Source organism: Bacillus sp. AFS037270, from assembly GCF_002585305.1.
The window spans coordinates 32,436-45,248 of sequence record NZ_NUNF01000041.1 but is presented as its reverse complement, the minus strand read 5'-3'; the positions used below and the strand labels follow the sequence as shown (position 1 = coordinate 45,248).

Here is a 12,813-nt window from a genome sequence, read left to right as displayed (position 1 = left end):
TTTTTCTAAGCTTTAAGGAACTTTCACCAGAAGTTATAGATAGATTAATCGCGCGAGTTGAAGTGAAAAAAAGATGGGACAATGATAATTAAATATCGTTTCTCATCTCCAGTAACATAATAATGAAGGAACCTTAATGGGCTCCTGCTTCTTTTAAAACTATCTGCGCGCAACACTCCACGTGTGTGGACTGTAATTGACAACAAAACACTTGGGGTGTTAATGATTTTACAAAAAAACTAACGGAACCAGTATCACCTGATTCCTTTAGCATTATTTCATTTAATACGCCATTTTAGCTGTGTTTTTTACTTGTATTAACAAACATATAAAGCAAAAATTGGCGGGAATGAGTCCGGTTCAATACCGCCTTCACACCAGCCAATTAACTGCTTAGTATAAACTCTAACTTTTTGGGGGCACACCAGTTTAACGTCCTACTTCGCTTTTACCTTGAATTGGGACACTTTTACTGTTCCCCCATTCCATCAAGATTCTTTGACCCAAAGTTATCGAGCAATGCACGCACTTCATCTGTTGACTCTGTGCTCATTAATTGATTTCTTAATTCACTTGCCCCTCGAAACCCACGGACATATATCTTAAAAAAGCGATGAAGGGCCTTGAACGGACGTAGCTCTAAATTTGAATATTTATCATGGAGATCCAGATGCAACCTTAAGAGATCAAGCAATTCCTTACTACTATGATCTTTCGGCTGCTTTTCAAAGGCAAATGGATTGCTGAAAATACCACGCCCAATCATAATTCCATCAATACCATATTGATGAGCGAGCTTTAAGCCAGTTTGACGGTCAGGGATATCCCCATTGATCGTCAAGAGTGTATTTGGTGCCACCTGGTCACGAAGTTTCTTAATCTCCGGGATTAGTTCCCAATGAGCATCTACTTTGCTCATTTCCTTTCTTGTACGCAGATGGATGGAAAGATTAACAATGTCTTGTTTCAATATGTGTGTTAGCCAGTCATGCCATTCGTCTACATCTGTGAAACCAAGCCTTGTCTTTACACTTACCGGCAATCCTCCTGCTTTTGCTGCTTGTATTAAATCTGCTGCAACTTCTGGACGACGGATAAGGCCACTCCCCTTCCCATTCTGTGTCACATTAGGTACAGGACAGCCCATATTGATATCCACACCCCTAAACCCAAGTTTCGCCATACCAATACTCATTTGCCGAAAGTATTCAGGCTTGTCCCCCCATATATGGGCTACAATGGGTTGTTCATCCTCTGTAAAAGTCAAACGCCCACGCACACTTTTCTTCCCCTCTGGGTGACAATAACTCTCCGTGTTTGTAAACTCTGTAAAAAACACATCAGGTCTGGCTGCTTCACTCACTACATGGCGAAAAACAACATCCGTCACCTCTTCCATTGGTGCTAGTATAAAAAAAGGTCGTGGTAAATCACGCCAAAAATTATCTATCATGTTCAAATTCAAATCCTCTCATTATGGGATACCAGGGCAACCCATTATCCCAAAATTAAAAAGCAAAATGTCCCTGCTTCCTTTACACTTATACCATGCTTAAGCACTTTTTATCAAACGTCGGACACGAGATGCTGGCAGGCTTATTCATTCTCCACTTTCTTAATGTTATTTGACCTTCCACGTAGCCAAGGGTCATGATCCCCTTTATAGTGTTCGAAGTTCATATCAAAGCTTACTTGCCCTTTTTCAACATCTTCATATACAAATCCTGTAATTGATACCACATTGCCATCAAAATAAGCACTGGTGAGTTTTACAGTTACTCCATTTTTAGTTAAGGATTGATTTAATTCTGTAAATGCATCTTGATAAATTTCACGATAGTACTGTCCATATTAAAAATGCTTTGTTTATCCATTACAAGAAACACGAAAAGGCAGAACAATTTTAGTAATGGTTCTGCCAAAAATTATGTAATTAAAAGAGAGATAATGATTGGTAAATGAACTACTATCAACGTAAAATCACATGCTAAATAATCAGCTTGGTATTGTTTCGAATCGATCAACCCATTGTATCGTTAATAAATTCGGTAGTGTGGACATTTCATGATGAATCTGAATATATTTTTTAGACTTTACAGTCGCAACACACTCAATAAAAGAATGTCGATCTTCAATCAATACTTTATAACTACCTAAATTCGGTAATGAATAATTCGGTAGTATACCATTCTTTTGACAATACTTAGTTTTATAAAAGCCCCCCAATAAATTGGGTAATTCACTAAGCTTTCGTTCTGATAAGTGTTTCCGAATCAAAGTCGAACTAATTTTTTGATTATTCCATTTTAGCTCATCGACAACAGTTAGACCTACTTGCGTTGTAACCGCATAAACTGCCAGTGTTTTAACAGTACCACTTGCTTTTGCTCCATATGTGTAGTCGAAACCGCAAATAATTTCCTTAGCATTCAAACCTATAATATAATCATCTAAAAAATCGTTCGCTTCTACTTTAGCTAATTCCTTTGTAAATTCTACGATATAAAAAATATCCACTTCAAGCCTTTCTAACTTTTCAACTTTTTGTTCTAGTGGCTCTAGATATGAGATTTCTATGTCTGAAAATAACACACTTTTTGGATGCGGGAAAAAAGAGAGAACCGCTAGTGATAAATTTTGTGCCTTTGCTTTTTCTTTAGCTGTTTGAATTACCTTTTGATGTCCTAAATGCACACCATCAAAATAACCAAGCGCCATTGCTACATTAGGAGATGATTGTCTAATCTCTTGTAAGTTATTAGCATTCACATAGATTACCTTCATTGCGATTCTCTCCTTTTTCCTTTATCTTGCTAAATTTTGTGTTACTCCATAAATTAAACCTTCTTGTCCACAAACAGCCATCATTCTTTAAGTTTTTTTCATTTGTTCACTACTTCTTTCAAAATGTTAGCGTTTACTTTCCCGAGCATACCGAAGTCAGCTTCGAATTCATCGCCTGTTTCAAAGGTAACAGCTTTTGATAGTGCTCCTGATAAAACAAACATGCCTGGCTTGATAGAAATGCCATATGCGCTCACTTCATTTGCTAACCAAACAACCGCATTGAGTGGGTTACCTAACACTGCCGAACTCATTGCTTCGTCTAAAAATTCACCATTTTTCTTCACAATCATTGGAATATTTGTAATGTCTTCAATATCTTTAAGTTGTGTACGCTTTTCACCTAAAATCGCACCTGCTGAAGAACCATTGTCTGCCACTGTATCCTCAAATTTTATTTTCCAATTCGCGATACGGCTATCGATTACTTCTACTGCTGGTACAACATAGGCCGTTGCATCGATTACATCTTGCACCGTCACTTTTGGCCCTTTTAACTCTCTATTGAAAACAAATGCGATTTCAAACTCTACCTTTGATTGAATAAAGGACTCAGCAACTAAACCATCTGCCTCGTCATATACCATAGTATCTAAAATAAAGCCGTAGTCTGGTGTATATACATTCAACATTTCTTGCATCGCTTTACTTGTTAACCCAATTTTTAGCCCTTTTACTGTCGCCCCTGTGTCAATCTTTTGACGAATTTGCTCTAATTGCACTGCATAAGCATCAGCAACTGTAATATTTTCATAGGTTTCGGTTAATGGTGCAATTGGTTGTTTCGTACGTTCTGCCTCAAGCAATGCTTCAGCTATTATTTGAATATTCATAGACAATTCTCCTTTTATGACTTAACTGTTTCTACCTCAGACAATTGACGATATTTACCACTGAAGAACAATAACGGATCTTTATCCTCAAGACGTAAATCTATTACTTTACCAATGAATAATGTATGGTCACCTTCTACATGTTCTGATACGACTTCACATGCAATTTGAGTGATAGCCCCTTTTAATACTGGTAGCTCAGCTAACGTTTCAAATTCTACTGCTTCACCAGGTTTCCCAGCGAAATGACGTGAATAATGCTCTTGATCTTCCGCTAAAATATTTACTGTATATTTTTTAGATTGTGAAACTTTCTCTAAAAATTTCGCTCTATGTCCAATAGAAATTAAGACAAGCTTCGGATCCAATGATACTGACATGAAACCGTTTGCTGTCATTCCATGTGTTTCTCCCTCGTCTTCAGTTAAAAGAACTGTCACACCTGTAGCAAACTTTCCCATTGCATCTCTAAATAAACGATCATCCATCCCAATTCCTCCATTCTTAATCGAATGATTTAATCATAATTGAGTCTATTTATAATTATCATGGTATTTTTTATTGAAAATTAAGATGAAAACAATAATTTTACACGAAACCATATTAGAATTTTTTTTAAAAAATTTTTTAGAAAAAATCAGATTTATCAATATACCATAATGACAAAAATTTCACTTTTTGGAATTGGAATTTTATTTTTTCTTTTTTGTTCTTTGTCAAACACAAATTAATATCAATCTTTTTTTTCTTGTCAATCGCTTTTTTTTCAAATAGAATTCTTTTCATGGAATATTCGTACTCCGAATTTTCCGATTAGACACTATTATTTTTTTAAAGAAAGTAAAAGTATGCGGTTCTTGCAAAACAAAAGGAGGTGCGAAATGATCCTAATAATTTATTGAAAACGCTAACATTGCCTTAAAGGGGAAACTGTGACGCGTAATTACCTTAAAAATTTTCGGAAAAATCTAACAATTTAATTACGAAATGATGTGGATAGGAAAATACGGTAATACAAGGGGGATTTTACATGCGTTGGGTTGTATTAGGATTTCTATTCTTGCTATCTGTTTTAAACTATACGGATAAATCAGTTTTAGGATTAGCCGCAGAACCAATCATGTCTGAACTAAATTTATCTTACGATCAGTTTGGTTTAGTGGGAAGCAGCTTCTTCGCTGCATACGCTGTCGGAAGTATTATTTTAGGTACATTAACGTATCGCTTCAACTCAAAATATTTATTAATGATGATTGCTATTGGATGGACAATTTCATTAGCAAGCGCTTATTTTGTAGAAACGTTAACACACTTAATCTTACTGCGTGTTGTCTTAGGTTTCTTCGAGGGTGGTACGCTCGGTTTGTGCTTAGTACACCTTGCACGATGGTTCACTAGTGCACAACGTGGTGTCGCTACAGCTATTATGACTTCTGGTACAACAGTTGGTACATATTTAGCTGCACCACTTTTAGTTATGGGTATTACAAACTTAGGTTGGCAACATACTTTCGCGTTGTTAGGGTTAGTAAGCTTTGCATGGGCACTCTTCTTCTTCTTTATGAGAGAAGAGCCAAAGCAACCCCTGGTCGAAGACGTAAAATCTTTAGCTTCTAACAAGGAAGTACCGTTCAAGTATATTTTAAAAGTACTCATCAACCCGTATGTATTATCAATTTTCCTTGTAGGTTTCGTATCAATGTGGATTACAACTTGGGTTCTTACATGGGCACCAACTTACTTAACAAAAATCGTTGGTCTTGAGCCACAAAGTATGAGCTTAATATTCGCTGGAATGGGTATTACTGGTACAGTATTCGCAATTTGTGCAGGTAAATTTACAGACGTCTTATTCAAGAAAAATAAAAGCCTTATCAAATCTTATGACCGTGTGTTAGTTACAGTATTACTTGTTGGTGCGGCCTCTTACGCAATGACAACAATTGTATCTTCACCAGTTTTAGCATGTATTTTCTTAGGGTTGGGCTTAGTTATGAACACAAGCTTATTACCGTTAAATACCACGATTAAAACGTTGATCATTCCGAAAAACTTAGTAGGTAGTGTAACAGGTATTTCATTGTCTATTGCAAGTATGGCTGGTATAATCGGTCCATGGATTACTGGTTACTTAATTACACTTGCAGGTGATGACGTTCGCTCAGGCTTCAACTCAGGGGTGTTAGTTATCGTTAGTTTATACGTTGTATCTGCAATAGTGTTATTAGCTACGCGTAAATTCAAAATTACAGTAACAGAAAAAGAAGATGCAAGTCGTGCTGCTGAAAAAGAGCAAAGGAACTTAGACGTTGTTGTTGAGCAATAAAATTCAACATGGGTTTATCCCATAAGAAAAAATGTATCCGACTGTAGACAAACTCAAAAAAGGGAGTTTGTCCACAGTCTTTTTTGTTTAATAATGATATTTACTAAGAAACCGTTGTCATTTCGGCGTACGCTTCAAACAATTAATAAAACATTTAAGTATTTCAGTTAAATATATTTTGTTTTTATCGTGCAAATTCCTCAAAGTTTAAGCTATCCGTCAATATTAGCGCCTGAATAACTAATAAAGTATACGCTGCTGTTGATGCGTTTTTTAGTGAAATTTGCAGCTGTTCCTCAATTTGCTTTATCCGATATTGGATACCGCCGATTGATAACGTCAACTCATCCATCGTTTCTTTTAAGCGTTGGCTATTTAATAAATAGACGTAAAGCGTGTGCAACAATTCTTTTTTACGTGGATCATCGAAATTGTATAAGTCTTTTAACGTCTTTTTCGCCATTTCATGCAGCTGTTCAATACTCATGTTCTTTACGATATCGCCAAGCATTCCTAAATCTTCGTAATCTGTTAGTAGCTTTTGATTTGGGAAGCGCTGTGCGACACGCGCCTCTTGTAGAGAACGTTCGAAATCTTTAAAGTTGTTAAACGTTCCGCTAAGCCCTATTGAATATTTATAATTGCTATTTTGCTTCTCCATCTTTTGAAAAATTTTCGTGATTTTCTTTTGCCAACCTTGCTTATCGCTATTTAGCGAGTTAAGGAGAGCAATTTCTTCCCCGAGTACTGCAAAAATACAAGGTAAATCCCACTCTTTTGCCAACTTAGACAGCTCTGTTAGCTGGTCATGAATGTCAATAATTTCGTGATTTTTCTTTTTCTTTTTCACACTAATAATACCTGTAGAAAACGGTGGCTGAAACTTAAACGGTAAAAATTTATAGTAAGTTTCGATATCTTTAATATTTCGATTATGAATTAAGCGCTCTAATAGCGAGCTACGCATACGTTGTTGCTCTTCAAACTGCGTCTCCTCGTATAAAATACATAACGCCACGACCGTCGAAATACGTTCTAAAAATAAGTGATCGTTTTCATCCATATGCTTTTCATCAAAGTAAAAAAACGAACAAGTGGCATAACTTTTTTTATTAATAAGAACAGGTGCCGTCAACTTCCAATATTTATCGCCTTTGTAATGCGAAACGTTGTGCTTATCGACAAAATGCGATAATTTCGCCTTATCTTTTTTTATTACTAACTGCTGTTCTTCCGTTAAACCAATTTGACTTAACGGAGTGCCGTGAATATCCTCAATCAAAATCGGAATGTTCAACAGCTCATACGCAGCCTGCACAATTTCATCCATCGAATGCTTATCTGTTACTTTTTGCGTGAGTTGACCATGAAATATCGAAATTTTTTCGAGCATTTGCTTATGATGTAAAAGTGCATCATATGTCATTTCAAGCTCGGATAGGATGTTGTCGTTTTGATAAAGGTGAATAAGCTCCTCTTTCTCTTTGAGCCAATCGCGCTCCAAACGCACTTTAAACTCACAGCATGGATCACCTTTTGCGACGCACTTGTACTCAACGGCAATAATTGACTCGCCAAACTCATATGTCAATGCACCACTCGCAAAGCCGCATAACATATGACAAACACATTCATTTGCTAAACCGTAATTTTTAAGGTGTAATGCTGCTTCGAATGATTCTACCCATTGTCCCCACGTATCGATACATTCAATCGTGCCGTCCGGATGGCGCACAATTTCCCCCATGAAAATAACATCTTTTACGTGACCTAAGCGCGAATGTCTTTTACCGACAGGATTCATCGAGTTTTTATTTTGGAGCTTATTTTTTGCTGATTCCATCCCAAACTCTTTACCAAATCGGAATAAAAAGCCTTTGGTTTTATGAGAGCCAATGTTGTTAAATAAATTGTTTTTTAATGTGTGGAAGGCATTTGCCGACATTAAAATATTTTTCGTTTCGCTAGAATCAAATGCAATTTCACTCATTAAAATCACATCCCCCTTGATTTTCTATTTCCCATATTACAAAAACGAAATTCATTTTTCAATAAATTTTAAAGATTATTACTATTCATTCAATAAAAATTGCTATGACGTTTAAAATTTTTAACAGTTATACTCAAAACAGAAAATAACAACCAATACAAGGGGGTAAAACGATGACAATTTTTGAAGGATTTCATAATAGTTACGTATTAGCAAACGGGGTACGTACACATTATTCCTGGGCCGGAACAGAAGGACCAGCAGTAATTTTACTACATGGGGCAGGACCTGGAGCTTGCGGCGCAGCGGGTTGGCGTTTTATGTTACCTGCATTAGCAAAAGCTGGCTTCCGCGCATACGCAGTAGATCAACTATCAATGGGCTTCACAGATGCACGCCCTCACGCATGGCCAGTAAATGGTCATCAAAGCTTAGTGGACCATGTACATGATTTTATTAAAGCATTATGCCTAGATGAAGTTTCACTTGTCGGCAACTCACAAGGTGCATACGTTGCAGCTAAATATGCAATTGACCACCCTGAAAAAGTAAATAAGGTTGTTTACATCGGCAGTAATACAATTTATCAAGCGATGCAAGAAGTACCCGAAAGAAAGCTACGTTCATTCTTAGAAGTGATTGGTTACGACTATACAGAAGAATCGTTACGTAAATTTATGTATCGCAATTCAAGTGAAGACACAGTCATTCCTGAAGAACTAATTCAACTACGTCATCAAGCAGCAACTCGCCCAGGTGTAAGAGAATCAAATCTAGCGTTCGATGCTTACTTAGCAAGAATGAATGAAGAACCAAAGCTTTGGGATCGTTACTGCATTAAAGATGCATTACCAAAATTAAAAATCCCTAGCTTATTCATTTGGGGTAACCAAGATTCTGTTGCACCAGTTGAGACAGGTTATAAGCTTGAGAAATTATTACCGAAGATTAAATTCGAATATATCGAAAACTGCGGTCACCAAGCACAAACTGACCAACCAGAACTTGTGAACAAACTTGTCATTGATTTTTTAGCATTGGAAAAAGATCAAGCAGTTACAGCACAATAAACGATTTCTGAAAGGAATGATCAAATGGTAACAGTAGTTGAAAATAAAGCGACTTATGAAGAAATTATGCAAAAAGCAAAGCGTATCGGTGAAGCTGCAGAGTTAGAAGCAATCGAAGCAGATCTAAACTCGACAATTTCTCCACGCATCGCGGATATTATCCGCGAGGAGGGAATTCATCGTTTAATTTTACCAAAAGAGTTTGGCTATCCACAACTTGATTGGCGCACGTTCGTTGATATGGTAAGTACAGTTGGTTACCACAACTTATCTGCTTCATGGTTAACATACTTCTTCTCAGTGCACAACTCTTGGGTATGCTACTATCCAAGGCACATTCGCGATAAAGTCATTAACCAAGGCGGCTTCGTAGCTGACGTATTTGCACCAATCGGCAAAGTAGAACCAGTTGAAGACGGCTATATCGTTTCAGGCAAGTACAACTTTGTAAGCGGTATCAATTACTGCGATTGGGTTGGCGTTGGCGCAATTATGAAATTCGAAGACAACGACGAACCTGAGCGTGTAGGTATTTTATTAAAAGTTTCTGACTTAGAAGTAGTGAAAACTTGGGATTCTCTTGGCCTTCGTGGATCAGGTAGTAATACATTAATCGTCGATAAAGTTTTCGTTAAGCCTGATGCAATTTTACGCTTTAGCAAAATGATCGAAAAGAGCCAACCACCGTATGAAGAGTTCGATCAAGACTACTTATACTACAATACACCATTCTACCCTGGCTTCTATGTAGGGTTCGCAGCGATGGCTGTTGGTGGTGCAGAGCGTGTACTTGACGAATTCGAAAAGCATACAGCAGGTCGCGTACGCTTCTCTGGCATAAACGAAAAAGATTCTCCTACGAGCCAACGCGTGCTTTCGGAGTTAAAGCTTGAAATGCTTTCTGCTAAAAGTTTATTAAATGAATACATCGCAATGATGGAAACAGATAAAGGTGGCCCATACGAAGGGGCAATATATAAAGCAATCCGTGCAAAGATTATCGATAAGTGTACACAAATCGGCGTAAAATCACTACTTACTTTAGGTGGACACGCATTATTAAAAGGTCACCCAGTAGAGCTATTCACTCGTGACTTAATGGCAATCGCAACACACATTACTTCTTTATATGAAGACGGCATTTTAGGTTACGGTAGACATCTATTCGGCGTTAATACAAACATTCAAGGGTAATATTAGTATTCGAAAATGTGATTTATAAAGAGTGGATTCGTATTTCACATGTCCTCTTATATAAAAAAACAATTAATTATGAGGTGAATATAAATGGAAAAATTTCATTACGCACCGGAAATTGCAAAATTAGGACACGTAGCTTTAGTGTCAGCGGATCTTGAAAAATCTTTATGGTTCTTCCGCGACACAATCGGCTTAGAAGAAACAGAAGTTGTAGATGGCGTACACTACTTACGAGCTTGGGGCGACTTCGAACACCATACATTATCAATTACAGCTGGTGAAACTTCTTACATCGATCACATCGGCTGGCGTACAAAACGTCGTGAGGACATAGCAACTTTCGCAAAATTATTAGAAGATGCTGGTACAGAAGTACGTTGGATAGAAGCAGGCGAAGAAGTAGCACAAGGTGAAGCAATCTGCTTCGAATTACCAAGTGGTCACCGCTTCGAACTTTACTACGATATGGAAAAAACACCTGCTGATGAATCTCGTAAATCAGTACTTAAAAACCAAACTTATAAATCTTGGGCGAAAGGTGTATCCCCACGCCGTATCGATCATGTAAACTTACAAACTTCTCACGACAACGCTGAGATAGTAAAATATTTACAAGAAGCATTAGGCTTCAAGCTACGCGAATATTTTGTAAATCCAGACGATGTACAAGTAGCAAGCTGGTTATCAGTAACAAACTTGGTACATGACGTAGCAATCATGTCTACATCACGTTCAAAAGAACCAAACGAAATGCACCATATCGCTTACTGGTTAGACAACGCACAAGACTTACTACGTGCTGCTGACATTTTATGCGAGGCAGATGTACAATTCGTTGGTCCTGGTAAACATGGTATTTCTCAAGCAATGTACATTTACGTAAAAGACCCAGGAAGCGGCTTACGTCTTGAAATCTTTACAAACGGCTACTTAATCTTCGAGCCAGACTGGGAGCCAGTGAAATGGACTTATGAAGAATATTTGAAAAATGGTTCCGCATACTGGGGTGATCGTCGCCGCGATGACGTAGATCGTGAAGAACAAGTAAAAGAATTAGCGAGATCATAATAACTAAACCACCAGTATTCATGATGTGAACGCTGGTGGTTTCTTAAGTAATAAATGTAGTTAGGAATATTATATAGGAAGGGGTGTTACTGTTGAAGGCAATGTTAAAGGTGTTAGTTTTATCTTTAATTGGTGGTTATATTTTTAGCCTGCTGCACATCCCTATTCCATGGATGCTCGGCCCAATTGTTGTCATCATGTTAGCCCAATTTGTTTATAAAGGACCGCTCAAATGGTCCGGCCAAATGCGTGATTTAGGTGTCGTCATGGTCGGTACCGTAATAGGTGTACAATTTAACATCGATTTATTCGGCATGATGGGCTCAATTTTATTTTACATGATAACCCTAAACGTTATTTTAATCGGTGGCTCAATCGGCATCGCTTACTTAACGAGTATATGGGCAAAAATCCCGATGAAAGCTGCTGTACTAGGTGCTATCCCAGGCGGTTTAGGTCAAATCGTCGTATTTGCTGAAGAAGAAAAAGTTGAAGAAATTGGCGTTATTTCTTATTTTCAAGTAATTCGGCTGTTACTAGTCGTTGTATTCGTACCGTTTATCGTCGCTGGACAAGTAATAAGTAAGCAGCCAACTGACGCGAAGCTAACCATTAGTTTAGTATTATTAATTGCACTCGCATGGGTATGCTCACATTTTATGAAACTCATCCATTTGCCTGTCGCATTTTTCATTACACCCATTATTTTGTTAATTACGTTGCAACTCACAACACCAATCGCAATGCCACAAGTACCTGGCATATTCATGGACGTCGCACAGTTACTAATCGGCGCCCATATTGGCTTAATGCTCAAGCCACATATGATTAAGCTTCCAGTACGTGTACTTGTAGGCGGCATTTTCAGCGCATTCGCACTGATCGCCCTAACATTCGGCTCAAGCTTCCTAATGTCGTTTGTATTGGACACAACATTCGCTACAAGTTTTCTAAGCACAGCCCCAGGTGGCTTAGATCAAATGGTATTATTAGCTGATGCAGTTAAAGCCGAAGTCTCGCTTGTTTCGATGTTCCAAACGTTCAGGCTACTGTTCATCTTTATTTTAATTATGCCTTTGATGAAAATGTTTTACCGTTGGCGAGAAAAAAAAAGATTGTCTACCATCAAGCAAGCAGTATAGGAAAGTATTAATATATAAAAGCGTATTTTGGAAATTTTTTATTGAGAATCTGTAACTATGGCGAAAACGCTCTGATGATTGAATTTAAGTCAGTGGGGGGGTTTTTTTGATTAATATTAATAGGGTGAAAGTTAGCTATATATAATAGTAGGAATTCAGTGTTTTTTGTATCAAATGAAGGGACTTAAAATAATTAAAATGAACAACCATCTGTAATCTTGAAATTCACTTACTGAGTTAGTAATTCTTACTTTTCTTCGTTCAATCAATGAAATTAATTATTCCTAATAAATTGCGATACCTGTATTCTTGAAACTTTTATTAAATATTATTACCTAAT

The 12,813-nt window shown here is 37.3% G+C and carries 10 protein-coding genes; 5 read left to right on the top strand and 5 right to left on the bottom strand.

Annotation, left to right across the window (positions count from 1 at the left end):
• Window positions 1–469 precede the first annotated feature (469 nt).
• The 4 genes from COD92_RS20135 to COD92_RS20120 form a co-directional block, all read right to left on the bottom strand.
• Window positions 470–1,453: a tRNA dihydrouridine synthase gene (locus COD92_RS20135; protein ID WP_098527471.1), complete on the bottom strand. Its 984-nt coding sequence runs from the start codon at window positions 1,451–1,453 to the stop codon at window positions 470–472.
• A gap of 542 nt (window positions 1,454–1,995) precedes the next feature.
• Entirely contained in the window at window positions 1,996–2,784 is a 789-nt protein-coding gene (locus COD92_RS20130) for an FAD synthetase family protein (protein WP_098527456.1), read from the bottom strand.
• 98 nt (window positions 2,785–2,882) lie between these two features.
• On the bottom strand, window positions 2,883–3,677 hold the full coding sequence (locus COD92_RS20125) for a 2-keto-4-pentenoate hydratase (protein WP_098527457.1): 795 nt from the start codon (window positions 3,675–3,677) through the stop codon (window positions 2,883–2,885).
• A gap of 14 nt (window positions 3,678–3,691) precedes the next feature.
• The gene (locus COD92_RS20120) at window positions 3,692–4,165 is read right to left on the bottom strand and encodes a flavin reductase family protein (RefSeq protein WP_098527458.1); all 474 of its coding nucleotides are present in this window, start codon (window positions 4,163–4,165) and stop codon (window positions 3,692–3,694) included.
• A gap of 542 nt (window positions 4,166–4,707) precedes the next feature.
• Between COD92_RS20120 and COD92_RS20115 the strand changes: the two genes are divergently transcribed.
• Entirely contained in the window at window positions 4,708–6,003 is a 1,296-nt protein-coding gene (locus COD92_RS20115; protein WP_098527459.1) for an MFS transporter, read from the top strand.
• Between the two features lie 184 nt (window positions 6,004–6,187).
• Here the strand turns inward: COD92_RS20115 and COD92_RS20110 are convergent, their stop codons facing one another.
• Window positions 6,188–7,993, bottom strand: a complete 1,806-nt coding sequence (locus COD92_RS20110) for a V4R domain-containing protein (protein ID WP_098527460.1) — start codon at window positions 7,991–7,993, stop codon at window positions 6,188–6,190.
• Window positions 7,994–8,166: 173 nt separating this feature from the next.
• Here COD92_RS20110 and COD92_RS20105 point away from each other — a divergent pair, with 173 nt between their 5' ends.
• The 4 genes from COD92_RS20105 to COD92_RS20090 all read left to right on the top strand — a co-directional run bounded on the left by COD92_RS20105 (window position 8,167) and on the right by COD92_RS20090 (window position 12,473).
• Window positions 8,167–9,063 (top strand): alpha/beta fold hydrolase, encoded by an 897-nt coding sequence (locus COD92_RS20105; protein WP_098527461.1) that lies wholly within the window; start codon window positions 8,167–8,169, stop codon window positions 9,061–9,063.
• Between the two features lie 24 nt (window positions 9,064–9,087).
• A complete protein-coding gene (locus tag COD92_RS20100) occupies window positions 9,088–10,257 on the top strand; it encodes an acyl-CoA dehydrogenase family protein (protein ID WP_098527462.1) in 1,170 nt (389 codons plus the stop codon).
• A 93-nt stretch (window positions 10,258–10,350) separates the two neighbouring features.
• A complete protein-coding gene (locus tag COD92_RS20095; RefSeq protein WP_098527463.1) occupies window positions 10,351–11,331 on the top strand; it encodes a VOC family protein in 981 nt (326 codons plus the stop codon).
• A 101-nt stretch (window positions 11,332–11,432) separates the two neighbouring features.
• Entirely contained in the window at window positions 11,433–12,473 is a 1,041-nt protein-coding gene (locus tag COD92_RS20090; RefSeq protein ID WP_255286506.1) for an AbrB family transcriptional regulator, read from the top strand.
• The last annotated feature ends 340 nt before the right edge of the window (window positions 12,474–12,813 follow it).